Source organism: Rhizobium sp. GW821-FHT14E12 (genome assembly GCF_058803745.1).
This window is the reverse complement of sequence record NZ_JBXAPH010000008.1, coordinates 103,447-127,255: the sequence shown is the minus strand read 5'-3', so window position 1 is coordinate 127,255 and position 23,809 is coordinate 103,447. Positions and strand designations below refer to the sequence as shown.

19 protein-coding genes are annotated in these 23,809 nt (G+C 62.2%); 8 read left to right on the top strand and 11 right to left on the bottom strand.

Annotation, left to right across the window (positions count from 1 at the left end):
* Positions 1–86 precede the first annotated feature (86 nt).
* A complete protein-coding gene (locus tag AC1RO0_RS24670) occupies positions 87–899 on the bottom strand; it encodes an alpha/beta hydrolase (RefSeq protein ID WP_498595224.1) in 813 nt (270 codons plus the stop codon).
* Between the two features lie 278 nt (positions 900–1,177).
* Here AC1RO0_RS24670 and infC point away from each other — a divergent pair, with 278 nt between their 5' ends.
* From infC to pheT, 5 genes are all read left to right on the top strand, one after another.
* Positions 1,178–1,714, top strand: coding sequence for a translation initiation factor IF-3 (infC, locus tag AC1RO0_RS24665; RefSeq protein ID WP_174005636.1), 537 nt, complete (start codon positions 1,178–1,180; stop codon positions 1,712–1,714).
* 322 nt (positions 1,715–2,036) lie between these two features.
* A complete protein-coding gene (gene rpmI / locus AC1RO0_RS24660) occupies positions 2,037–2,240 on the top strand; it encodes a 50S ribosomal protein L35 (protein ID WP_003544621.1) in 204 nt (67 codons plus the stop codon).
* 37 nt (positions 2,241–2,277) lie between these two features.
* Positions 2,278–2,682 (top strand): 50S ribosomal protein L20, encoded by a 405-nt coding sequence (gene rplT, locus AC1RO0_RS24655; RefSeq protein WP_007692608.1) that lies wholly within the window; start codon positions 2,278–2,280, stop codon positions 2,680–2,682.
* Positions 2,683–3,011: 329 nt separating this feature from the next.
* Complete coding sequence (pheS, locus tag AC1RO0_RS24650) at positions 3,012–4,094, top strand: phenylalanine--tRNA ligase subunit alpha (protein WP_498595223.1); 1,083 nt, start codon at positions 3,012–3,014, stop codon at positions 4,092–4,094.
* 15 nt (positions 4,095–4,109) lie between these two features.
* The gene (gene pheT / locus AC1RO0_RS24645; RefSeq protein WP_498595222.1) at positions 4,110–6,533 is read left to right on the top strand and encodes a phenylalanine--tRNA ligase subunit beta; all 2,424 of its coding nucleotides are present in this window, start codon (positions 4,110–4,112) and stop codon (positions 6,531–6,533) included.
* Between the two features lie 198 nt (positions 6,534–6,731).
* On the opposite strand, the gene AC1RO0_RS24640 is transcribed toward pheT, so the two are convergent.
* From AC1RO0_RS24640 to AC1RO0_RS24625, 4 genes are all read right to left on the bottom strand, one after another.
* Positions 6,732–7,091 carry a nuclear transport factor 2 family protein gene (locus AC1RO0_RS24640; protein ID WP_498595221.1) on the bottom strand — a complete coding sequence of 120 codons (360 nt, stop codon included), beginning with the start codon at positions 7,089–7,091 and terminating at the stop codon, positions 6,732–6,734.
* 93 nt (positions 7,092–7,184) lie between these two features.
* Complete coding sequence (gene pbpC, locus AC1RO0_RS24635) at positions 7,185–9,272, bottom strand: penicillin-binding protein 1C (protein ID WP_498595220.1); 2,088 nt, start codon at positions 9,270–9,272, stop codon at positions 7,185–7,187.
* A gap of 9 nt (positions 9,273–9,281) precedes the next feature.
* Positions 9,282–14,798, bottom strand: a complete 5,517-nt coding sequence (locus AC1RO0_RS24630) for an alpha-2-macroglobulin family protein (protein WP_498595219.1) — start codon at positions 14,796–14,798, stop codon at positions 9,282–9,284.
* A gap of 284 nt (positions 14,799–15,082) precedes the next feature.
* Complete coding sequence (locus AC1RO0_RS24625) at positions 15,083–16,078, bottom strand: aldo/keto reductase (protein WP_498595218.1); 996 nt, start codon at positions 16,076–16,078, stop codon at positions 15,083–15,085.
* A 137-nt stretch (positions 16,079–16,215) separates the two neighbouring features.
* Between AC1RO0_RS24625 and AC1RO0_RS24620 the strand changes: the two genes are divergently transcribed.
* Entirely contained in the window at positions 16,216–17,109 is an 894-nt protein-coding gene (locus tag AC1RO0_RS24620) for a LysR family transcriptional regulator (RefSeq protein WP_498595217.1), read from the top strand.
* Between the two features lie 99 nt (positions 17,110–17,208).
* Positions 17,209–17,826: a hypothetical protein gene (locus AC1RO0_RS24615; protein ID WP_498595216.1), complete on the top strand. Its 618-nt coding sequence runs from the start codon at positions 17,209–17,211 to the stop codon at positions 17,824–17,826.
* Here the strand turns inward: AC1RO0_RS24615 and AC1RO0_RS24610 are convergent.
* The 4 genes from AC1RO0_RS24610 to AC1RO0_RS24595 form a co-directional block, all read right to left on the bottom strand.
* A complete protein-coding gene (locus tag AC1RO0_RS24610; RefSeq protein WP_498595215.1) occupies positions 17,816–18,259 on the bottom strand; it encodes a GNAT family N-acetyltransferase in 444 nt (147 codons plus the stop codon). The genes AC1RO0_RS24615 and AC1RO0_RS24610 overlap by 11 nt on opposite strands.
* A gap of 14 nt (positions 18,260–18,273) precedes the next feature.
* Positions 18,274–19,224 (bottom strand): aldo/keto reductase, encoded by a 951-nt coding sequence (locus AC1RO0_RS24605; protein ID WP_498595214.1) that lies wholly within the window; start codon positions 19,222–19,224, stop codon positions 18,274–18,276.
* 106 nt (positions 19,225–19,330) lie between these two features.
* Positions 19,331–20,329 carry a GlxA family transcriptional regulator gene (locus AC1RO0_RS24600; RefSeq protein WP_498595213.1) on the bottom strand — a complete coding sequence of 333 codons (999 nt, stop codon included), beginning with the start codon at positions 20,327–20,329 and terminating at the stop codon, positions 19,331–19,333.
* The gene (locus AC1RO0_RS24595; RefSeq protein WP_498595212.1) at positions 20,326–20,898 is read right to left on the bottom strand and encodes a cysteine hydrolase family protein; all 573 of its coding nucleotides are present in this window, start codon (positions 20,896–20,898) and stop codon (positions 20,326–20,328) included. The genes AC1RO0_RS24600 and AC1RO0_RS24595 overlap by 4 nt, the downstream gene beginning before the upstream one ends.
* A gap of 317 nt (positions 20,899–21,215) precedes the next feature.
* Between AC1RO0_RS24595 and AC1RO0_RS24590 the strand changes: the two genes are divergently transcribed.
* Positions 21,216–22,202, top strand: coding sequence for a Gfo/Idh/MocA family protein (locus tag AC1RO0_RS24590; protein WP_498595211.1), 987 nt, complete (start codon positions 21,216–21,218; stop codon positions 22,200–22,202).
* Between the two features lie 9 nt (positions 22,203–22,211).
* Here AC1RO0_RS24590 and AC1RO0_RS24585 read toward each other — a convergent pair whose 3' ends face one another.
* Positions 22,212–22,598 (bottom strand): GtrA family protein, encoded by a 387-nt coding sequence (locus AC1RO0_RS24585; RefSeq protein WP_498595210.1) that lies wholly within the window; start codon positions 22,596–22,598, stop codon positions 22,212–22,214.
* Positions 22,595–23,608: a glycosyltransferase gene (locus tag AC1RO0_RS24580; RefSeq protein WP_498595209.1), complete on the bottom strand. Its 1,014-nt coding sequence runs from the start codon at positions 23,606–23,608 to the stop codon at positions 22,595–22,597. Before AC1RO0_RS24580 ends, AC1RO0_RS24585 begins: the two co-directional genes overlap by 4 nt.
* Positions 23,609–23,809 lie beyond the last annotated feature (201 nt).

Here is a 23,809-nt window from a genome sequence, read left to right as displayed (position 1 = left end):
GCTTCCTGTGATTATCGATATGCCACGCGAATCCGGCCCGGCGAGCGGACTGCCCGCCGGTTCAAATCTTCTCTATCTATCTGTTTTTATGGAATATTATGCAGCGCCAGCGTCTCTGCCGCGACCAGCATGCGCTCGAGATCCTGCGGCCGGGACAGCCGATGGTCGCCATCGCGCACAAGTGTTAACACCACATCGTCGGCCGGCAGGTGCTCGACCAGTTTTAACGAATGCGCGAAGGGTACGTCCTCGTCCTGCATACCTTGCAGGATATGGACCGGGCAGCCAGTCTCGACGATGCCGGTCAGAACGCGATTGGCGCGGCCGTCCTCGATGAGGGCGCGGGTGAAGATGTTCGGCTCGGAACTATACTCCGAAGGCTCCTCGAAATAGCCGCGCTCGGCCAGCGATCTGCGCTCGGTGTCGGAAAGGTTCGGCTCGATGAGGTCGATGGTGAAGTCCGGGGCGGGGGCGATCAGCACCAGGCCGTGGATGACAGGCGCCTTCTTCTGCTTGCGCAGTTCCTGGATCAGCCGGAGCGCAATCCAGCCGCCCATCGACGAGCCGACGAGGACGATGCGCTTTGGCTTGGCGTGGTCGATGACGGCGAGCGCCTCTTCCAGCCAGCGCGAGATCGTGCCGTCGGTGAACTTGCCGCCGGAGCGGCCATGGCCCGAATAGTCGAAGCGGATGCAGCCGAGCCCCAGCCGTTCGGCGAGCGCATCGAGTTCCATCGCCTTGCTGCCGCCCATGTCGGAACGATAGCCGGAGAGCCAGACGAAGGTGGCACCTTTCACGCCCTTCCGGGCTGCGCGCTGCTGTATGGCGATCTGCCGCTGATCGTCGCCGGTGCCAACGGAAAGGAAGGTCGGCTCAAGGCTGACTAGTGCTTCGGACATCAAGAAACTCCCGGATTTTTCCGCTCTTTAAAGCAGATTCGCGCGCATGTGACCCCAAAAAATCTCTCGATTTTTGCAGGTGACCTGTGCTATTTGAGCTTATTACTGTGTCCTTTGCGCATCTTGAGACTGCGCGACGTAGTAATGACGCGCGGGAGGTGATTTTTTCCTGGCGCCATGCTATTGACTTCAACACAGCTTTTACGACATTTCCGTCAGTTGCGCCGACGGGAGCGAGAAGCTGCAGCTATCCGTAACAATTCGTGGAGAATACGACCATTCGCAGACCCTTTAAAACTGATGCGCCCGTGAAGGATGGGCCGCGTTCCAACAGGGAAATTCGCGTTTCCAAAGTTCAGCTTATTGCTGCTGACGGCCAGAATTTGGGCGTCGTCCCGACCGACGAGGCGTTGAGAATGGCAGAGGAGGCCGGTCTCGATCTCGTTGAGATTTCCCCCAATGCTGAAGCGCCTGTGTGCAAGATCCTCGATCTGGGCAAGCTGAAATATGCCAACCAGAAGAAGGCGGCCGAGGCACGCAAGAAGCAGAAGATTGTCGAAGTCAAAGAAATCAAGATGCGCCCGAACATTGACACCCATGACTATGAGGTGAAGATGAAGGCAATCGGCCGTTTCTTCGAAGAAGGCGACAAAGTGAAAGTGACCTTGAAGTTCCGTGGCCGTGAAATGGCTCACCAGGAACTCGGCATGAAGCTTCTCCAGCAGGTCAAGGAAGACACGGTTGAGATCGCCAAGGTCGAAGCCGAGCCCAAGCTCGAAGGCCGCCAGATGATGATGGTGCTTGCGCCGAAGTAAGGCGCGGGCAGAGTTTAGAGGTCGGAGCCGTCCATTGGGCGGCTTTTTCCTTTTATGCCCCCGGGGGTTGATGCCTGTCATCGATCTGCAAAGATTCACGCGCCTCGCCCGTTGCACTCTAGGGCAACTGCGGTTATAAGCGCGCGTCCGAACTGACCGGCAGGGCATGCCGTGGCAGTTCAGAATGCTGGTGGGATGGTTCATCACCGTATCCACCGTTCAACAACAAACGCTCCGGCACCTTGTCGCAGCCCGGCCCAGCCGGACCTGTGGGAAGGGCTTTTTAGCAAAGCGCGCCAGGAAGCATCGAAGGAGTAGCAAAATGCCCAAGATGAAGACGAAGTCCTCTGCCAAGAAGCGGTTCAAGATCACCGCGACCGGCAAGGTCAAGGCAGCCGCTGCTGGCAAGCGCCACGGCATGATCAAGCGTAGCAACAAGTTCATTCGCGATGCCCGCGGCACCATGGTTCTCGCAGAACCGGATGGTCGTAAGGTTATCAAGAACTACTTGCCGAACGGTCTCTAAGACTATTCGTAACGCTATAGACTAAGGAGATCATGAAATGGCACGCGTAAAAAGAGGCGTAACCTCGCACGCCAAGCATAAGAAGGTTCTGAAGCAGGCTCGTGGATTCTACGGCCGCCGCAAGAACACCATCCGGACCGCCAAGGCCGCTGTCGATCGTTCCAAGCAGTACGCTTATCGCGACCGCAAGGTGAACAAGCGCAATTTCCGCGCTCTCTGGATCCAGCGTATCAACGCTGCCGTCCGTGAACACGGCCTGACCTACGGCCGCTTCATCGACGGCCTGACCAAGGCTGGCATCGAAGTCGACCGCAAGGTTCTGTCCGACATGGCAATCCATGAGACGGAAGCTTTCGGCGCGCTCGTCGCCGCCTCGAAGAAGGCTCTGGAATACCTCAAGGACGCCGGTACGAAGAACGAGTTCGAAGCAGCCGTTAACTAACGCCGCTTCGCACGTCTTTCGTAAATTCATTATGAAACCCGCGCTGGCGAAACCGGCGCGGGTTTTGTGTTTTGCAGCATATGCTTTCCATCGTGTCAGGCGGTCCTGTCGGGCGGAACCCCCGAAAACGGATCGCGCATCGGGCGGCAAGTGCCAAGCTCCGCTTTCTTGGCGGCTTTTTGTCATTTGCCCGGTTGATTGGCCGCTTGCACATGGGTAGTGATCTGCAACGCTTCATCGTTGCCGCAAGCTTTATGATGCATGCGTTCATCCATTATTCCGCGGACTGAGCGGCGTTCCAAGCCCGCCGCCCCGCAAGGCAGGACCAGATGACGGAACTCGTAACACTTGAAACCCAACTCATGGCCGAGGTGGCCGCGGCGACCGACGAGCAGTCGATCGAAGCCGTGAGGGTCGCCGCGCTCGGCAAGAAGGGCTCGGTTTCGGAACTGCTGAAGACGCTGGGCTCGATGTCGCCGGAAGAACGGCAGACACGGGGCGCGGCGATCAACGCGCTGAAGAACTCCGTCACCGACGCCATCAACGCCCGCAAAGGCGCGTTGAAGGATGCCGCCATCGACGCGAAGCTGAAGGCGGAGACGGTCGATGTCAGCTTGCCGGTGCGCTCATCGCCCGCCGAGCGCGGCCGCATCCATCCGATCAGCCAGATCGTCGACGAGATAACCGCGATCTTCGGCGACATGGGCTTCTCGATTGCCGAAGGCCCCGACGTCGAAACCGACTATTACAATTTCACGGCGCTGAATTTCCCCGAAGGGCATCCGGCCCGCGAGATGCACGACACCTTCTTCTTCCAGCCGGACGAAAAGGGTGAGCGCAAGGTGCTGCGCACGCACACCTCGCCGGTGCAGATCCGCACAATGGAAGCGCAAAAGCCGCCGATCCGTATCATCATCCCCGGCAAGACCTATCGCCAGGACAGCGACGCCACGCACTCGCCGATGTTCCATCAGGTCGAGGGCCTGGTGATCGACAAGACGGCGAACGTCGCCAATATCCGCTGGGTGCTGGAAGAATTCTGCAAGACCTTCTTCGAGGTCGACAATGTGACGATGCGGTTTCGCCCGTCCTTCTTCCCCTTCACTGAGCCCTCTTTCGAGGTCGATATCCAGTGCGACCGTTCCGGCCCGAGCGTCAAGTTCGGCGAGGGCACCGACTGGATGGAAATCCTCGGCTGCGGCATGGTGCATCCGAATGTGCTCCGTCACGGCGGCCTTGATCCGGACGAATATCAGGGCTTTGCCTGGGGCATGGGCCTCGACCGCATCGCCATGCTGAAATACGGCATGCCGGACCTGCGCGACTTCTTCAACGCCGACGTCCGCTGGATGAACCATTACGGCTTCCGCCCGCTCGACATGCCGACGCTGTTCGGCGGTTTGAGCGCGTAAGCAAGGATCGATGACATGAAATTCACACTCTCCTGGCTGAAAGAGCACCTGGAAACGGACGCCACGCTCGACGAGATCTGCGCCCGCCTGACGATGATCGGGCTGGAGGTCGAAGATGTCGATGACAAGGCGGCCTTCAAGCCCTTCGTCATCGCCAAAGTCCTGTCGGCCGAAAAGCATCCGCAGGCCGATCGCCTGAAGGTGCTGATGGTCGATACCGGCGCCGGCAAGCCGGTTCAGGTCGTCTGCGGCGCGCCGAACGCGCGCGCCGGCCTCGTCGGTGCGTTTGCTGCGCCCGGCACCTATGTTCCCGGCATCGAGGTGACGCTGGCGGTCGGCAATATCCGTGGCGTCGAAAGCCACGGCATGATGTGCTCCGAAAAGGAGTTGGAAATCTCCGACAGCCATGACGGCATCATCGATCTGCCGGAAAACGCACCCGTCGGCACCAGCTTCGCGGCCTATGCGGGTCTCGACGATCCGATGATCGAGATCAACCTGACGCCGAACCGCCCGGATTGCACCGGCGTCTACGGCATCGCCCGCGATCTCGCCGCCTCCGGTCTCGGCACCTTGAAGCCGCGCGCCGTTCCTGCCTTCGCTGTCGAAGGCGAGACACCGACGGACGTGAAGATCGAGCTCGACGATATCAGGCTCTGCCCCGGCTTCGCGCTGCGCCTCGTGCGTGGCGTCAAGAACGGCCCGAGCCCGAAATGGATGCAGCAGCGGCTGCTGGCGATCGGCCTTCGCCCGATCAGCGCGCTGGTCGACATCACCAACTACATGACCTTCGATCAGGGTCGGCCGATGCACGTCTTCGATGCCGCCAAGGTCAAGGGCAATCTCGTCGTGCGACGCGCCAAGGATGGCGAAACCGTACTGGCGCTCGATCAGCGTGAATACAAGCTTGGCCCGAACAATGTCGTCATCGCCGATGACGACGGCATCGAGTCGATCGGTGGCATCATGGGCGGCGAGCATTCCGGCTGCGACGAGAACACCGTCGACGTGCTGATCGAATCCGCACTCTGGGATCCGATGAACATCGCCAAGAGCGGCCGTGGCCTCGGCATCATCACCGACGCCCGCTACCGTTTCGAGCGCGGCGTCGATCCGGAATATATGGTCCCCGGCCTCGAGCGTACCACCGAGCTGGTGCTCGCCTGCTGCGGCGGCACCGCCGCCAAGGCCAAGGTCGAAGGCTATAAGGGCTATGACGCCAAGATCGTCGATTTCCCCTTCTCCGAGGTCAAGCGCCTGACGGGTCTCGACGTCTCGACGGAAGAGGGCAAGTCGATCCTGACGAAGCTCGGCTTCTCGGTTTCGGGCTCCGGCGAGCGCGTCTCCGTCGCCGTTCCGCCCTGGCGCTCCGATGTCGACGGCAAGGCCGATCTGGTCGAAGAGATCATGCGTATCCACGGCGTCGACAACATCAAGCCGCAGCCGCTCGCCAGCCATAATGTTGTCAACGGCAAGATCCTGACGGTGTTGCAGATCCGTACCCGCACGGCCAAGCGCGCGCTTGCCTCGCGCGGCATGCTGGAAGCCGTCACCTGGTCGTTCATTTCCGAAGATCAGGCCAAGCTTTTCGGCGGCGGGTCGACCACGCTGAAGCTTGCCAACCCGATTGCCGCCGACATGTCGGACATGCGCCCGTCGATCTTGCCGGGCCTGCTCTCGGCCGCGCAGCGCAATGCCGACAAGGGCTATGGCGACGTCGCGATCTTCGAAGTCTCCGGCACCTATGAAAATGACAAGCCCGAAGGCCAGCGCCGCGTTGCCGGCGGCATCCGTCGCGGCACGGCGACGCTCGCCGGCGCCGGCCGCATGTGGTCGAACGCCGCCAAGGGCGGCGGCAAGCCGGTCGATGTCTTCGACGCCAAGGCCGATGCGTTGGCCGTGCTCGAAGCCTGCGGCCTGCCGATGGGCAATATCCAGATCGAGCAGGGCGGTCCCGCCTGGTATCATCCGGGTCGCTCCGGCACGATCAAGATGGGTCCGAAGGTCGTGCTCGGCTATTTCGGCGAATTCCATCCGAAGACGCTGGAAGCCCTCGACGTCACCGGTGCTCTCGCCGGTTTCGAAGTCTATATCGACGCCATGCCGGAACCGAAGAAGAAGGCGACGCGCACCAAGCCGGCGCTGGAGCTTTCGCCTTTCCAGGCCGTCAAGCGCGACTTCGCCTTCGTGGTCGACAAAACGGTGGAAGCCGGCGCCATCATCCGCGCCGCCACCGGCGCCGACCGCAAGCTGATCACCGGCGTCAATGTCTTCGATATTTTCGAAGGCGCATCGCTCGGCGAGGATAAGAAGTCGATCGCCATCGAAGTCCAGATCCAGCCGGCCGAGCGCACGCTGACGGACGAGGATTTCGAGGCGCTGACGCAGAAGATCGTTGCCAATGTGACGAAGACGACGGGTGGGGTTTTGCGGGGGTAACGACCTCCCCTTCTCCCCTCGGGGAGAAGGTGCCCGAAGGGCGGATGAGGGGGGCGAGGAGCGATAGTTCTGAGCGGAGGCGAAAAGCGACCCTTACGGTGCAACGCCCCCTCAACCCAAGCTTTGCTCGACCTGACCGGGGTCGAGTCGCGGGCCTCGACCCGTCCTTCGGACCCCCGGTGGGGAGAAGGTGAAATGCTACCGATGCAAATGATAGACCTTGTTCACCACGCTCCAGCGCCCGTCGATCTTCACCAGCGACAGATAGTCCGAAAACCTCATCCCGCCGAACTCGTCGACGACCTTGACGCTTGCGGCGTCTCCCTCGATGTCGATCAGCTCGATCTCCATCAACGGCACTGAGCCGGGCGGGGCGCTGCCTTCTTCCACGATGGCCGCGATGAACTCGTCGCGGGTCATCCATTCCACAGCGCCCTGATAATTGCCGATGATCGCCGCGCGTGGATGCAGCGCCTTGCGCAGCGCCGGCTCATTCGCGAATGCCATGCCATCGACATAGAGGTGAACAACCGCACGGATTGCCTGCTCTTCCGACATCTCGTCATTCCTCGCTTGAGTATCCGGTAAATTAGCACAGCCGTCCCCGGCTGGCAAAAGAAGGGCGGCAGGATCGCGCGGATGTGACGGGGGCTATTCCACGAAGACCCGCACGCTGGCGGCCCGGCCCGCGGCGTCGATGACGGTCAGCGTTGAATAGCCTGCGCCGTCGGGCACCCATTGGTTGGTGCGGCGGCGCGAGAGATCGGGCAGTGGCTTGCCGTTGGCGAGCCAGCGGAACGGCGCCCTCCCGCCCTGCAGCTTCAGCGCCAGCGGCATGATCGAACTGCTGCCGGCATTGGCGCCGAGGTCGACACGCGCCCCCTCGGGCGGATAGACGATCTGCGGTGCCGGCTCGCGGGTCGAGGCCGACAGCAGACCGGCCGCGGTGACGGAAAAGCGCCGCTGGCTGATCGGCAGTTGGGTCGCGGAAATACGTACGGCGCCCATGGGGGGCGAGGGGAAGGGCGTGATGGCTACACCCGATTTGGCGAAAGCCTCGAACAGGATGGGTGCGGCGGAGACATAGCCCGCCAGCCCAGGCACCGCGCCATTGTCCGGGCGACCGACCCAGACGCCGAGCACATGCGCGCCGTCATAACCGATCGACCATGCATCGCGATTGCCGTAGCTGGTGCCGGTCTTGTAGGCGATGCCGAGCTGCTTGCTACCGCGCGGTGCAATGATGTCGGACAGAATGTCGGTAATATTCCAAGCCGCCACCGGCTCCATCAGCGGCTGGTCCTCGATCGGTCCCGGCTGATCCTGAATGCCGTCGCCGATCCGCATCGGCTTGCCGCGATTGGCAAGGCCGGCATAGAGCTGCACCAGATCCTTGAGCGTGATACCGACGCCGCCAAGGCCGATGGCAAGGCCGGGCGCCTCGTTCGGCGGCAGCACCGGTTTTACCTCGGCGCGACGGAAGCGCAGCAGCAGCCGCGTCGGCCCGACGGCGTTAAGCAGGCGGATGGCGGGGACATTCAGCGATAGTTGCAGCGCCTCGCGCACGCTGACGTCGCCCTGGTAGGTCATGTCGAAATTGCGCGGACGGTAGCCGTAGAAATCGGCGGGGCGGTCCTCGATGATGGTTTCCTGGGCGACATATCCCTCTTCGAAGGCAAGGCCATAGATGAAGGGTTTTAGCGTCGAGCCGGGAGAGCGCAGCACGCGGGTCATGTCGATCCAGCCGGAGCGGCTGGAATCGAAGTAATTGGCCGAGCCGACCTCTCCGACGATCTCGCCGGTCCGGACGTCAGCCATGACCATGGCGACCGAGACCTTCGGCCCGAGCCGTCTGGCGGCCTCATCGGCGACGGCTTCCAGGCCTTGCTGGATATCCCGGCGCAGCGTCGTGTGATGCTGGATGATATCAGGCTGCTTGCGCAGAGCCATCTCGGCCAGATGCGCCGCATAGGCCGGCAATTGCCGCCGCTTGGCCGGAACGGGAACGAGAGCTGCCCGCTCCGCCTCGCCATCGCCGACGACATCAGCAACCGCCGCGCGGGCGAGCACCCGCTTGCGGGCGGCTTCCGCACTGGCGAGGTTGCGGTCGGGGCGGCGTTTTTCCGGCAGTTGCGGCAGGGCGACCAGCAGAGCCGCCTGCGCGATGCTCAGCTGCCGGGGCTCCTTGCCGAAATAGGCAAGGCTCGCGGCGCGCACGCCTTCCAGATTGCCGCCGTAGGGGGCATGCGTCAGGTAGAGGTCGAGGATCTGTTCCTTGGAGAGCCGCCGCTCGATCTGGATGGCGCGGGCGATCTGCAGCAGCTTGGCCGTCACCGATCGTTCGCTGCGAGGCTCGATCAGGCGTGCCACCTGCATCGACAGCGTCGAGCCGCCGGAGACGATGCGGCCATGGGTGACGAGCTGGAGGAAGGCGCGGCCGAACGCCATCGGGTCGACGCCGTGATGGTCGTAGAAGCGCCGATCCTCATAGGCAACCAGCATGCGCAGGAACTGCGGATCGACGTCGCCGACCTCGGTCTTCAGCCGCCAGCGGCCCTCCGGCGTGGCGAAGGCGCGCAGCAACTCGCCATTGGCATCAAGCACCTCGGAGGAGACGACGCCGGCTCTGTCCAGCGGCGGCGGAAAGGCGCGGTCGGCGGCAACAAGACCAAGGATCAGCGCCGCCACCGAGAGGGTAGCCGCGCCAAAACCGATCGCAATTTTCCACCGCGCCTTCATGACCTCTTCTTACTGCTGTGCTGCCAGCACCTCCATGCGGCCCATCGCCGTGCGGGCCGAGAATTGCGGGCGATACATGTCCTCGACGCTCGCGGCCGGATGGTCGTAGGTGCCGGGGGTAACGGCGCGCACGACATAGGCAAAGCTCAGGTCTCGATCGCTGCCCGACGACTGGTCGAAGGCGGCGACGAAGCGGTCGTTGCGGAATTCGACATGGGCCGGTTGCACATCGCTCAGCCAGTCGAAATTCGATAGCTGCGCGCTGCCGACGATGCTCGGATTGTCGATCTCGAAGCCCGCAGGCAAAAGATCGGTGACGAGGATGCGCGACGGCCAGTCGTTGGTTTCCGTGACGTGCAGCACGACGACATAGCGTTCGTTCTGCTGCGCCTGGGTGATGTTCGCCTCCTCGCCGTCGAGCGTGTAATATTTACGCTCGATTTTGAAACCGTTGCCGCCAGCGGGCAACGGTGACACCGGGGCCGCGACCGTGGTCACGGCGGCGGCCAAAGGCTGGCGGGTGGTGTTGGTGACGGTCAGCGGATGGCCGATCAGGGCGTCGCCGCTCATCTGCGCCATGTAGGTGCCTGTATGGGCCGCGCCGTTGACATCGAGCGTTAGTCCGTCATCGCCGTTTTGCAGCGCGCGGGCGGCAAGCAGCATCCAGGTTTGTTCCTGGGTGCTGGTATAAGGCTTGGTCTGCCACTCCTTGGCAACGACTGTCGCCAGTTCCGGCACGATCGGCGGCACCGGCCGGCTTTCGGCGGCCAGCGCCAGCACGGCAGCACCATCACGCAGCGACGAGCCGTAATCCGAACGGGCGAAGCTGACCTTCGTCACCGCCGCCTGTTCTGACATTTGCAGCGAGTCCACGAAGATGTTGCGCGAACGCTGAGCATCGCCGTAGAGCGCAAGCGCCGCTGCCAGATGCGCCTTGGAGAGCGGCGTCGGGAAGTCGTTCAGCATGGTGTCGGCATAGTAGCGAAGATCGCTGATCGAAGCCTTCTTGTTGCGGGCAAGCACATAGAGCGCATAGGCGATCTCGTTGCCGTTATCCTTGACGTTGGTATTGGCGCTCAGCGCGTTCTGGAGGTTTTCCAGTGCCTGCGCCATGGCCTGATCCGGCACGGTGTATTTCTGTTCGCGGGCGCGGGTCAGGAAGTCGGTGACATAGGCGTCGAGCCAGAGGTCGCCGGAGCCCGGACCCCAGAGGCCGAAGCTGCCGGTGGAGGACTGGTAGGACATTTCGCGATAGATCGAGTCCTGGACACGCTTGCGAATTTCAGTGTCGTCGGCCAGGCCGTTCTTGATGGCGAGATCACTGAAATAGAGCAGCGGCATCGCGCTGCTGGCCGTTTGCTCGGCGCAGCCATAGGGATAGCGGCTGAGGCTCATCAGCAAGGCCGGCACGTCGAAAGCACCGGAGCGGCTGACATTGACGCTGACCGAAGCGCCGGGCAGCACGCTGTCGGCGAGCAGATCGGCATTGACGGTCAGGCTCTTTCCGGGTGCCAGCGAGATGAGGCGTCGTTCCGTCACCGGCAATTGCGCCGGACGGACGGGCAGATCGAGCGATTGGTCGAGCGACAGTCCGGACGCGCCGGACAGATTGATCGAAACCGTTCCGGCCCCCGGCTGTCCGCCGGTCAAGGGCAGGGTGATGTCGTATTTGCCGCCCGGCTGCAGATTGATCGTCTGCTGGGTGGCGCTGGCATCGACGGTGACGGCCGCGTTGCCGGTGACTGCCAGCTTATAGTCGCCGGCGGGCGCATCGGTATTGGCGATATCAAGCCGAAGATTGGCCTTGTCCCCCGGAGCGAGGAACCTCGGCAGGCTGGCGGTGACGACCACCGGATCGCGGATGATGACATCCTGCGTCGCATGCCCGACCCCGGCCTTCGACCAGGCAACCGCCATCAGCCGCGCCGTGCCGTTGAACTGCGGAATGTCGAAGCTGATATTGGCCTTGCCGTCGGCATCCAGTTTGACCGGACCGGAGAAGAAGGCGACCAGCTTTTGTGTCGGCGGGCTCGCCGCCAGGCCTGCCTGTCCGCCGTCGCCGCCGGTGCGCAGCTTGCCGGTCGCACCCAGCGAGCCATCGATCAGGCGGCCGTAGATGTCGCGGATTTCAAGCCCAAGCTGGCGCTGGCCATAATACCAGTCGTCCGGTGCCGGCGGTTCGTAGCGCGTCAGGTTGAGAATGCCGACATCAACGGCGGCAAGCGTCACATAGGCATCCTCATTGGCGCCGGCTCCGGTCACGTGCACGGCAATACTCAGAGGTTGGCGCGGCAGGACTTTCGGCGGCGCATCGAGCTTGACCTGCAACTTGCGTTCGCCGGGATCGACGGCCGCCCATTTGATGCCGATGGCGCGCATCGGCATGCGGCTTTCCTGCGCTTCGCCGGGGCGGAAGAGCGTGGCGGTCAGGTAGGTGCCGGCGCCCCAATCGGCGGTGACCGGAATATCGACTTCGCCGCCGGTGGCGCCGATATCGGCATTGGCGACCGAGATCAGCGTCTCGGAGCCGGCCGTCACCATCAGCTGGCCGGCGTAGCGGGAGGTCACCTTGAGCTTTGCCGTGTCGCCGACATGATAGCTGCTCTTGTCGAGGGCGACTTCCAGGGCGTCCGGCGTTTCGGTCGAGGTCGAGGCGACATACCAGCCGGCGTTGAACTCGACGCTGGATTCTGGTCCGTTCGTATCGGCCGTGTCCACTTCCAGCCGGTAGCGGCCCCAGGTGACGGGCACCGAGATCTCCGCGCCGTCGGTGGTGGCATTGACCGTGCCGGTTGCGACCTGCTTGGTCGAGGTGATGGGCTCGTATTTCCAGCTATTGCCGTCGCGATACCATTGATAGTCGCGCTCGACGCTGAGCAGCTTCCAGGTCAGGCCCTGCATGGCTTGCTTCTGGCCGTTCTGGTCGATGGCGATGATATGGAAGGCGCCGAGGGAATTCTCGCCGAGATCGCCGTCGAATTCCGGCTTGATGCCGATGCGCGGCCCATCCGCCCTGACCGGCAGCGTCAGCGAGCGCTCGACGGCGCGGCCACCGGCCTCCTGCATCCGCACGGTGATATCGGCGTTGAGCAATTGCGTGGTCGAGGGCATATCGTTGACGGTGACGTCGAAGGTCGTCTTACCGTCTTCGTCCAGCGCCTGCAGGTCCTCGAGCGGCAGCTGCGTGCTCTCGGCCTTGTTGTCGCTGCTGCTGCTATCGCTGTCGTCGCTGGCATTCTGCCCGGCACCCTCATCGGCGAGGCCGAACTGATAGCCCTTGTAATCGTCGCTCTGGCGTGTCGGCTTTAGCGTCACTTCGCCTTCCAGGCTGAGGCCGGCGGCCGGCGCGCCATAGAGATAGCGCCCTTCGATGTTGACCGGCGTCGGCTTGCCGACTTCGATCGCCTTGGCGTCGCTCTTCATGTCGAATTCGGTGCGATCCGGCACGAAGTCGTCGACGAGGAAGGTCTGCGAGCCGATCGAGGAGCCCTTCGGATCGGTATAGATGTTCATCGTCCAGCTGCCGCGCATCGCCGTCTGTTGCAGCGGCAGGTCGACATTATAGCCGCCGAGCTTGCCGCCATCGGTAACAACGCGGCGATCCTCGACGCCGTCGGGGCGCAGGAAGACGAAGGTGAGTGGCAGGTTCTCGACCGCCACGGAGCTGATGTCACGCGCAAGCGCCGAGGCATGCACGATCTCGCCGGCGCGGTAGATGCCGCGTTCGGTCCAGGCCGTGAGATCGATCGCGCCCGGTGCGGTGCGACCTGCGACGCCGCGGTCGGAAAGATCGAAGCCGGCGCGGGTCATGTCGAGGAAGACATAGTCCTGATCGCCGTTCTGAGCGGCGATGACGGCCGGCGTCATGCCTGCGGTGCCGCGCATCAGGCCGGCGCTGAAGGTGGCGCGGCCGTTTGCGTCGGTCTTGGCGGTGCCGAGGATTTCGTTGTTCTTGGCGAGCAATTGCAGCTCGACGCCGGCGGTCGGCTTGGCGCTGCCGAGCGAACGGGTGAAGACGTTCAGCCCGTCGGTACCGGCATAGGTGGTGACGCCGATATCGGAGACCACGAACCATTGCGTCGCCTGAGAATCCCATTCCTGGACGCTGCTATTCGGCGCGACGGCGGTCAGCACATAGACGCCGGGCTTGCGCTGCGGCAGGGCTTCGTCGACCGGGAAGCTGGTGACGACATCCTTGTTGAGGTTCTGCTGGATCTCGATCGAACCCTGCCAGACCAGTTCGCCATTGGTGTCCTGGATGGTCTGGGCGCCGTAGCCGCTCATCTGCGTCAGGAATTGCGAATTGTTCAGCAGCTGCGCGATGTTGCGGTCGCCGATGCGGTAGAGCTTCAGATTGGCGGTGGTGGTGTTGACCGAGACGATCGGTATGCCGCGACGCGCGGTCGACGGCAGCACGAAATTGTCGCCGGTGAAGCGGATCGATGCCGAGCGGTCCTTGACGTAGACGTCGATATTGACCTGGGTGGCAAGATCCTCCTCGACGGAGGAGGGCAGGCCGGGGCGCAGCGAAATCCTGTAGCGCTGCCCGAATTCGAGGCCCTCGACGCAAATCTGGTTGTCCTTGGCATCGACGCCCTTGGCGGCGGCGCCATTGACGGTGACGAAAGGTGTGTAGTCGACGCCACTCTTCACCAGCTTTTCGGAGAATTGCACGCAGGCACGCGGCGAGGCATTGTCGCTATCCAGCGTGTTGCCGGTAACGCGGAAACCCTGGCGGGCTTTCAGATCGTCATAGGCGGCCTGGACGGCGGCGGAACTCGTGAGCGCGAGGCTCGCCTTGTAGGCGCTCAATGCCTGTCGATAGTTCTGCGCATTTTGCAGCGAGGTCGCGAGCACGGCGAGCGCGTCGGCGCGGCTCGAGGTCGTGCGGGAGAGCTGATAGCCGTTGAGGGCGGCATAGGCCGCCTGGGTGGCGAGCGACGTGTCGTTGGTCGTCGTATTGGCGGCACGCGCCATCTCGACCCAGAGATCGCCATTGTCAGGCGTGAGCGACAAGGCGCCCTGGAAAGCGTTCAACGCGTTGCTGACATTGCCGGAGGTGATCTCGATGCGGCCAAGCGCGATCAGGCTCTCGACGCCTTGCCCCTTCAGGTTGGCGGCGAGCGTCAGCCGGCCTTTCGCATCGCGTGCGCTCTGGACGAAATCGTCGGAGAGGAAGGGAAGCGCGGGTGCTGCGCCGATATCCGGCTCGTTGGCGGCGGCCGTCTCAACGATCTTGCCGGCGATGGCGCCTGCGACGGTGTTGAGCTGGTTGAAATCGGACTTCAGGAAGCACCATTTCACCTTGGGATTATAGGTGAAGGCCTTGCAGGATTTGTCGCCGATGCAGGACGTCGAGCATTGGTCGAGCGTCACGTTCTGCTCGGTGCGCAGGTCGAAACCGTAGTAATCGCCGTCCTGCGTGGTGACCACCTGTCGCTTGGTGTCGGCAGCCCCTGCCGGCATCAATGTGGTGAAAGTAGCGAGAAGAAAAGCGGAAAGCCCGATAAACGCGCGCATAGACATAAGTCCTCCCCAACGCTACCGTTTTTGATTGGCCGCACTCTTCAAACTTCAGGTTGGTTTGTCAACCAAGCGTGGAGAAGTGAATGTGCGGTTTACGACTATGACGATCTATCTGGTGCACGAAATGACACGGACAAGGTGCGGTGCTCTTAGGATATGCTTTCACGGATACGAATTCTATCCCACGCTCCGCCGCTTCGGTGCAGCCGCATAAAAGAAAAGACATCGGCCCGGAAACCGATGTCCTTATTGCATGATTGCATGTCGGATGCTTGACGACGTTGTCAGATATTCGTCATCGCCAAAGAAGCCTCGGTATATCGCTTTCCGGCTACCTCTTCGAGCGGCATGATATCGCTCAGCGCCTGCACTTCGGCAGCCGAAAGCGTGATGTCGGCGGCGGCTGCGTTCTGCTCGAGATGGTGCAGCTTGCGGGCGCCGGGGATCGGCACGATGTCGTCACCCTGATGCAGCACCCAGGCGAGCGCCAGTTGCGCGGCCGTCACGCCCTTGTCCTTGGCGAGGGATTCGAGCTTGGCGACGAGGGCGGCGTTGGCGTCGAAGTTCTCACCCTGGAAACGCGGCAGGTTGCGGCGGAAATCGTCTGCGGCAAGGTCGTCCACCTTGCTGATCGCACCGGTCAGGAAGCCGCGGCCAAGCGGGCTATAGGGCACGAAGCCGATGCCGAGTTCGCGGCAGACGGCGAGCACCTCTTCTTCCGGGTCGCGGGTCCAGAGCGAATACTCGCTCTGCAGCGCGGCGATCGGGTGCACCGCATGGGCGCGGCGGATGGTGGCGGCGCCGGCTTCGGAAAGGCCGAGCGCGCGCACCTTGCCCTCTTTCACCAGCTCTGCCATGGCGCCGACGGTATCCTCGATCGGAACGTTCGGATCGACGCGGTGCTGGTAGAACAGGTCGATGACATCGGTGCCGAGCCGCTTCAGCGATGCCTCGGCCACTGCCTTCACATGTTCCGGCCGGCTGTCGACGCCGATCATCGATGCCAGGCCCGACTTGGTCAGATCGAGCTTGAAGCCGAACTTGGTGGCGATGACGACACGGTCGCGGACGGGTTTCAGTGCCCGGCCGAGCAGCACTTCATTGGTAAAGGGACCGTAGGTCTCGGCGGTATCGAAGAAGGTGACACCGAGATCGACGGCGTGGTGCAGCGTCTTCACCGATTCATTGTCGTCCGTCGCGCCATAGGCGAAGCTCATGCCCATGCAGCCGAGACCGACGGCGGAAACGGTGAGATCCTTGCCAAGCTTGCGGGTTTTCATTGTCATATTCCTCTTAGGCTTTGTTGCGATCGGAAACGGCCGGGCTGGTCGTCCGCGCTGACAAGAGCAAGATAGATCGCCCGATAGTGAACAAAAACCCATGCAAATTCTAACAGGCTGTTCTATAATTTAGATCAATGAACCGGACCCAGCTCTCTCAATTGGCGGTTTTCGCCGCTGTCGCCGCCCATCGCAGCTTCCGTGCCGCCGGCAAGGAACTGTCGATCGCGCCGTCAGCCGTCAGTCATGCCGTTTCCAGCCTGGAGGAAAGTCTCGGTGTGCGGCTGCTTGCCCGCACCACCCGCAGCGTCCTGCCGACCGAGGAGGGTAAGACGTTGCTGGAACGGCTGGCGCCGGCGCTGGAGGAAATCGATATCGCGCTGGAGGATACGCTGGCCACCCGTGGCCGCCCGGCCGGCAATCTCCGCATCACCGCGCCGCGCTTCGCCTCCGATCTGCTGATGGCGCCGCGGCTCGGCGATTTCCTCAACGCCTATCCCGACATCACGCTGGAGATCGCCAATGAGGATGGCTTCAGCGATATCGTCAGGGAAGGTTTCGACGCCGGCATTCGGCTGGAGGAGAGCGTGGAGGCGGATATGATCGCCGTGAAGGTATCACCCGACATCCGCACCGTCATTGCCGGTTCCCCGGCTTACTTCGCGAAGAACCCGAAGCCCCTGCACCCGCGCGATCTCGCCCAACATCGCTGCATCAAGCGGCGCTTTACCGATGGTTCGCTTTATCGTTGGGAATTCGAGAAGGACGGCCGTGAACTGATCGTCGCGGTCGACGGCCCCTTGATCGTCGGTGAAGACCGGCTCGCGGTTCTGGCGGCGCTGAATGGCGCCGGCCTCTCCTATTTCTTCGACATAAGGGTGGCGCGGGAACTGGCCGAGGGCCGCCTCATCCGCGTGCTGGAGGATTGGTGTCCGTCCTATCCCGGCTTCTGCATCTATTATCCGAGCCGCCGCCAGATGCGTCCGGCGCTCCGGGCCTTCATCGATTTCTTCAAATATACAGGGTCGTGAGGAGAGCGGCGGGAAAATCCACTGCTGACGGAATCGGGTGGCGGCTCGGGGCAAAATGCTTGAACTGGCCGCAGGAGCCGACGACAAGGATTTGTAACGATGAAAAAGCCGGGGTCGATGAAGGGCTTGGAAGAACTCGGCCGTGTCAGGCTGTCGAAGAGTTTCTTCTTCCGTGATTTCCTGCATTCGGAGATCGCCGACTTCTATCGCATTCCCAATATCCCCGACGATCCCGATCTGGCGATCGAGAGCGGCCGCAGGCTGTGCGAAGAACTACTGGAACCGTTGGAAGCCACTTTCGGCCGGCTGCATATCCGCTCCGGCTACCGCGCGCCTGATGTCAACGCCTTCGGCAACAGGAACGGGCTGAATTGCTCGACCAATCCCCACACCGCCGCGCACCACATCTGGGACATGCGCGATCTGGACGGCTGCATGGGCGCTGCCGTTTGCGTCGTTGTGCCGTGGTTGATCGATCATTGCCACGAGGAGGGTGATTGGCGAAAGCTGGCCTGGTGGATCCACGATCACCTGCCCTATGCCTCGCTCTGCTTCTTCCCGAAATTATGGGCTTTCAACATCCAGTGGCACGAGCGGCCGATGCGAACCATCCAGAGCTATGTCAGCCCGCGCGGCATGCTGACCAAGAGGGGTATGGCGAACTGGGAAGGCGATCATTCCGCTCTCTACGAGGGCCTGCCAAAGCTTAGAACTTGATGCGGTAACGAATGAGCCCATCGCTCTTGATGTAGCTGTCATAGAGCTTGCGGGCCGTGGCGTTGTCCTCTTCGGTGTGCCAATAGAGCCGCGCCCAGCCATTCCCCTTGCAAAGCGAGACGAGATCGTCGAGCAATGCCCGACCGACGCCCTGGCCGCGTGTGCCTTCGTCGACGAACAGGTCCTCCAGATAGCATTCCGGCTCTCTGATCCATGTGCTCTCATGCGTCAGGCAGAGCGCGAAGCCCTTGACCTCGCCATCGACCTCGGCGACGCGCATGAATATGGCAGACGCCGGATCGAAGACCCGGCGCCATGTCATGTCGGTGGTATCGGGCGCGAGGTCGACGCGATAGAAGGCGAGATATCCGGCCCAGAGCTTGCGCCAGCGGGTTTCATCTTCAGGTCTGGCGTCGCGTACGACCACGGTCATCGGTTTGTCCTTGGCTATTCGCCGGCCTTGTCGAGCAGGGTCATGGCCTCGTCGGAAAGCGTGAGCTTCGCCGAATTGATCAGCGCGTCAAGCTGGCTGAGGCTGGTGGCGCTGGCGATTGGAGCGGTGACGCCCCGCTTGCGCAGCAGCCAGGCAAGCGCGACTTCTGCAGGCTTCGAGCCGGTTTCGGCGGAAACCTTGTCGAGGGCTGCGAGAATGCGCAGGCCCTTGTCGTCGAGATAGGCAGCCACCCGGTTTTCGCGCGCCCGGCCTTCTGTATCGGCCTTGGTGCGGTATTTGCCGGTGAGGAAGCCGGCGGCGAGGCTGAAATAGGTGATGACGCCGATATCTTCCTTGACGCAGAGATCCGCCAGCGGACCTTCGAAGCTGTCGCGGGCGTATAGATTATATTCCGGTTGCAGCACATCGTAGCGCGGCAGGCCTGCCTTGGCGGCGGCGTCGAGCGATGCCTGCAACTGCTCGGCATTGAGGTTGGAGCAGCCGGCATGGCGGATCTTGCCCTGTTCCTTCAGCTTGGCATAGGCGGCAAGCGATTCCTCATGCGGCGTTTCCGGATCCGGCCAGTGCGACAGATAGAGGTCGATGTAATCGGTCTGCAACCGCTTCAGCGATGCCTCGACCGCCTGCACAATATAGTTCGCCTTCAGGCCCTTCTTGTCCGGCCCCATGTCCGAGCCGACCTTGGTGATGATGATCGCCTTGTCGCGGGCGACGCCACTCTGCTTCAGCCACTTGCCGATGATCTCTTCGGAATCGCCGCCCTTGTTGCCGGGAACCCAGCGCGAATAGACGTCGGCGGTATCGATGGTGTTGAAGCCGGCGCCGAAGAAGGCGTCGAGCAGGGCATAGGAGGTTTTCTCATCGGCCGTCCAGCCAAAGACATTGCCGCCAAAGACGATCGGCGCGACGGAAAGATCGGTGCGTCCAAGCTTGCGCAGGTCCATGATGCATCTCCAAATCACTTGAGCAGGAAGCCGGCGTCAGAGGCGCCGGCGGGGAGGGACAAGGCAAGCTAGCGCCACGGCCAGCGAAATTCCACTAACGATTTCTTTATTCGGCAGCCGATCGGCGGTAGTGGCTGGGTGGCAGTTCATTGTATTTCGACCAGACGCGCCGCATGTGTCGCGGCGAGGCGAAGCCGGATTTTTCCGCCACGCGCTCCATGTCCATGCGCGAATTGGTGAGCACGTCGCGGGCAAGCGTGACGCGCATCAGATTGACATAGGCGGTCACCGACAGGCCGGCATGCTCCTGGAACAGCCGGGATATATGCCGCGGGCTCATTGCGCCGATGCCGGCAAGTTCGGACAGCGACCAGCCATGGGCAGGATCGGCCATAATCGCATCCTGCACGCGATGGATGGCGGGATGGACATGGTTGCGGCCGCTGAGCCAGGGCGAAAGCTGCGGTTCGGCGCCGGTGCGGCGCATGTAGACGACCATGTGGCGGGCGATCGTCAGCGCCGTCATCGGCGAAGTAAGTTTCGAAGCGATGTGCAGCATCAGGTCCGTGCCGGTGGAAATGCCGGCGCTGGAATAGCGTTCGCGATCCTCGACATAGAGCCTATTGTCAAGAACCCGCGCGGTCGGGGCATAGTGTCGGACTTCTTCGATGCAGGCCGCATGCGTCGTGCAGGCATGGCCCTCGAGCAGGCCGGCGCGGGCGGCGAGCACGGCGCCGGAGCAGATGGTGACGAGCGTGATGCCGGGCCGGATGGCCATCTTCAGCCATGCGGCGAGGGTCTCCAACTCCGGCTCGACGTCATCCGCCTCCGATGGTGGGTTAACGCTGCCGGACACGACGACATAGGCTCCGTCGGGTATGCGATCCGGTAGCGGCGACAGTTCGGCAAGCAGCAGTCCGACCGACGTCGTCTGCGTCGGCCGGGCGGCGATAAAGCGATAGTCGAACAGGACGTCCTCCTGTTCGACATTGGCGCGGCGCAGAACCTCCATCGGCCCGGCGACATCCATCAGCAGCGTGTAGGGCGGCAGGACGACATAGACCGGAATGATGCGACGATGGAGGTGTCTGTCGCCTTGGTTCATGCGGCGCTCCTGAGCGCCGTCGAGGCAAGCGCGTCTTCGACTGTCGCGATGCGGGCAAAGCGGTCGGCAAGTACCAGCTCGGTGCGCTTCTTGATGTCCTCGACGCTGAAAACCGTGCCCGACGCATGCGTCATCGGGAAGGTCAGCGTCGCCTCGGTGACGTAATCGACGGCATAGCCGAGATCGGAGGCATGGCGCGTCGTCGTCTCGCAGCATTGCTCGGTGCGGATGCCGGAAACGATCAGCTTGCGGATGCCGTTTTCCACCAGCCAGACATCGAGGCCGGAGCCGACAAGGGCGGAATGGCGATGCTTGTGGAATATGGCGTCGGCCTCGAGCGTGATTTCCTCAAGCGTGCGGACATAGCCGCTCTCCAGGCTGAAATGCTCGTCGCCAGCGCTTTCGACATGGAAAATCTGCACGACGGGAATGCCGCGCGCCTTGGCGCCGTCGATCAGTGCCTGCAGGCGCTTGGTGAAGGCGGGCAGGTCGTCCGTTTGCCAATAGGGACGCTGGCGAAAGGATTCCTGGACATCGATAACCAGCAGGGCAGTGTCGGCATGGGACATTTTGGTATCTCCTGTGTTTGAAGGATAATCGAAATTAAGCTCCAATAGATAGCCATGAAAGCCAAGCGCCGGACAAAATAGGGACAAATTCGGCCATCCATCTTCTCAGGCCCGCCGTATGTTTTTGGCGCCGCGTCGTTCCAAACCGTTGCACCATCAGTAACGGCCGAATAAGGTCTGTCTCGGTTTCATCCGAGCGGTAACGCCTGCCTCGTTTCGCTTCGTCCATCAATGTCATGAGGATCCCAGCCGAAAGCCGCGCCGCGTTTGACGCCCGGCGGATCGGTACTTCGGGATCATGTTCCAGGAGGAAAATCATGTTACGTTTCGGAATCTTGTCGACGGCGAAGATCGGCCGCGATCTGGTTGTGCCTGCCATTCAGGATGCGGAAAATTGCGTGGTGACGGCGGTTGCCAGCCGCGATCTCGCCCGCGCCCGGCAGATGGCGGATCGCTTCTCCGTGCCGCATGCCTTCGGCTCCTACGAGGAAATGCTGGCGTCGGATAAGATCGATGCCGTCTATATTCCGCTGCCGACGTCGCAGCATGTCGAATGGACGATCAAGGCGGCGGATGCCGGCAAGCATGTGCTCTGCGAAAAGCCGATCGCGCTGAAGGCGGACGAGATCGACAGCCTGATCGCCGCCCGCGACCGCAACAAGGTGCTGGTGAGCGAGGCCTATATGGTCACCTATGCGCCGGTCTGGCGGAAGGTACGCTCGCTAGTGGCGGATGGCGCCATCGGCCGCCTGCGCCATATCCAGGGCGCCTTCACCTATTTCAACCGCGATGCCGGCAATATGCGCAACATTCCGGCGCTCGGTGGCGGCGGCCTGCCCGATATCGGCGTCTATCCGACGATATCAGCACGCTTCGTCACCGGCCGTGAACCCCTGCGCATCCAGGCGGTCACCGAGCGCGATCCGGAATTCGGCACGGACATCTATTCCAGCGTCAAGGCCGACTTCGGCGATTTCGATATGAGCTTCTATGTCTCGACACAACTGGCCAACCGCCAGGTCATGGTCTTCCATGGCACGGAAGGGTTTATCGAAGTGAAGTCCCCCTTCAATGCCGACCGCTACGGTGCCGAAGAGCTGGAACTGACCAATCGCAGCCACACGGAATCGCAGATCTTCCGCTTCCCCGACAGCCGCCAGTACCGGCGCGAGGCGGAAGCCTTCGCATCCGCCGCTCTCGGCAAGGAGACCGAAGTCGTGTCGCTGGAAAGCTCCAAGCTCAATCAGAAGGTCATCGACGCCATCTATCGCGCCAGCGAAAAGGATGGTTGGGAACCGGTCTGACTCAGATTTTTAGGGATTTTGGCGGTGGCGGAAGACGAAGCGCGAATAGCCGAAGAAGCTGAACGCCGTCGCCGCCGCTGATGCCAGGATCAGCGCTATGATCGGCCGCAAGCTCGGCTCGGCGACCAGCAGCGAGCTGAACAGGGCATAGTTCAGCAATGCCGAGGTCAGGCCGACCGAACCATAACGGAAGCCTTCGGCCGCCAGCGAGCGGCCGGATCGGCCGAAGGTGAAATTGCGGTTGAGGAACCATGTGGCGAGCAACGCGCTTGGTATGGACACCGCCCGGCCAATAAAAGGGCCGTAGGGCGTGTACCAAAGCAGCAAATGCAGCACGCCCGCATCGACCACGAAGCCAACGCCGCCGGCGATCAGGAAGCGAAGAAGCTTCTTCATGCAGCCTTGGCCCTTTTTCTCCGGCTCGCCGGCTTCTCATGTTCCGTTATGGAGGCCGTTCGCTCATCACCCATCTGGCGCGATGCCGGCTTGGCCAAGCTCATATAGTGAATGCGAAGCTGTTCGGCACGGGCGCGGGCGACGGAATCGAGGATCAGCCCGGCCGTGAACAGCATGAAGGAAATCATCATCAGCGCCATGGACAGCACCCAGGTAGGCATGCGCAAGACCTGGCCGGTTTCGAAATATTCGAAGAGCACCGGGATCATGAAGCCGATGCTCAACTCCATGGAAATGGCGCCCAGAATGCCGAAGAAGGCGAAAGGCCGCGTTTCCTTCATCAGCATCGCGAACATCCAGAGGATCTTCCAGCCGTCGCGGAAGGTCGACAGCTTGGAATGCGAGCCCTCCGGCCGGCGGCCGTAATCGAGCTCCAGCTCGCTGACCGGCAGTTTCAGCCGCGAGGCATGCACCGACATTTCCGTCTCGATCTCGAAGCCGCCTGACACCGCTGGGAAGCTTTTGACGAAGCGGCGCGAGAAGGCGCGGTAGCCGGAGAAGATGTCGGTGAAATCGGGGCCGAAGATCGTTCGGTAAAGCCAGTTGAAGATGCGGTTGCCGAAGGCGTGGCCCTGCCGACCGGCATCGTCATGCACGCCACGGCGCGTGCCCACGACCATGTCGGAACCTTCGGTCAGAAGCGTGCGGATCAGCTCTTCCGCATCGTCAGGCGCATAGGTGCCGTCGCCATCGGCCATGAGATAGATGTCGGCGTCGATATCGGCGAACATGCGGCGCACCACATGCCCCTTGCCCTGCCGGCGCTCGCGCACCACGGTCGCGCCCGCCAGCATGGCATGCAACGCCGTGCTGTCGGTGGAATTGTTGTCGTAGACGTAGATGCCGGCCTGCGGCAGTGCCTTGCGAAAGCCGCGAACGACGTCGCCGATCGTGGCGGCTTCATTGTAGCAGGGCAGAAGTACGGCGATATTCAGCTTCTCGTTCCACATGGTCTCTGGCCAGTTCCTACGCGTGACTTTCACTTGGAGCCTAATGGACGAGAGCCTATCCCGTTGTGCGTTAATAAGACCCTAGGGGTGCGGGCGAAAAATGGCAGACCATTGCTCTTGCGAAAACATTCTCGTGATATCGGCGGCCGCATCGCCTCGCTTTACGCTTTCTTGATGGCCAGCGGTTAGCGTGGCGCCCCG

Coding starts and splice junctions, on each gene's coding strand:
- AC1RO0_RS24630 (WP_498595219.1), bottom strand. CDS start 14,798: ATGTCTATGCGCGCGTTTATCGGGCTTTCCGCTTTTCTTCTCGCTACT.
- pbpC (WP_498595220.1), bottom strand. CDS start 9,272: ATGAAGGCGCGGTGGAAAATTGCGATCGGTTTTGGCGCGGCTACCCTC.
- AC1RO0_RS24615 (WP_498595216.1), top strand. CDS start 17,209: ATGAAAAAGCCGGGGTCGATGAAGGGCTTGGAAGAACTCGGCCGTGTC.
- AC1RO0_RS24610 (WP_498595215.1), bottom strand. CDS start 18,259: ATGACCGTGGTCGTACGCGACGCCAGACCTGAAGATGAAACCCGCTGG.
- AC1RO0_RS24620 (WP_498595217.1), top strand. CDS start 16,216: ATGAACCGGACCCAGCTCTCTCAATTGGCGGTTTTCGCCGCTGTCGCC.
- pheS (WP_498595223.1), top strand. CDS start 3,012: ATGACGGAACTCGTAACACTTGAAACCCAACTCATGGCCGAGGTGGCC.
- AC1RO0_RS24625 (WP_498595218.1), bottom strand. CDS start 16,078: ATGAAAACCCGCAAGCTTGGCAAGGATCTCACCGTTTCCGCCGTCGGT.
- AC1RO0_RS24590 (WP_498595211.1), top strand. CDS start 21,216: ATGTTACGTTTCGGAATCTTGTCGACGGCGAAGATCGGCCGCGATCTG.
- AC1RO0_RS24670 (WP_498595224.1), bottom strand. CDS start 899: ATGTCCGAAGCACTAGTCAGCCTTGAGCCGACCTTCCTTTCCGTTGGC.
- AC1RO0_RS24600 (WP_498595213.1), bottom strand. CDS start 20,329: ATGAACCAAGGCGACAGACACCTCCATCGTCGCATCATTCCGGTCTAT.
- AC1RO0_RS24585 (WP_498595210.1), bottom strand. CDS start 22,598: ATGAAGAAGCTTCTTCGCTTCCTGATCGCCGGCGGCGTTGGCTTCGTG.
- pheT (WP_498595222.1), top strand. CDS start 4,110: ATGAAATTCACACTCTCCTGGCTGAAAGAGCACCTGGAAACGGACGCC.
- AC1RO0_RS24580 (WP_498595209.1), bottom strand. CDS start 23,608: ATGTGGAACGAGAAGCTGAATATCGCCGTACTTCTGCCCTGCTACAAT.
- rpmI (WP_003544621.1), top strand. CDS start 2,037: ATGCCCAAGATGAAGACGAAGTCCTCTGCCAAGAAGCGGTTCAAGATC.
- AC1RO0_RS24605 (WP_498595214.1), bottom strand. CDS start 19,224: ATGGACCTGCGCAAGCTTGGACGCACCGATCTTTCCGTCGCGCCGATC.
- AC1RO0_RS24640 (WP_498595221.1), bottom strand. CDS start 7,091: ATGTCGGAAGAGCAGGCAATCCGTGCGGTTGTTCACCTCTATGTCGAT.
- rplT (WP_007692608.1), top strand. CDS start 2,278: ATGGCACGCGTAAAAAGAGGCGTAACCTCGCACGCCAAGCATAAGAAG.
- AC1RO0_RS24595 (WP_498595212.1), bottom strand. CDS start 20,898: ATGTCCCATGCCGACACTGCCCTGCTGGTTATCGATGTCCAGGAATCC.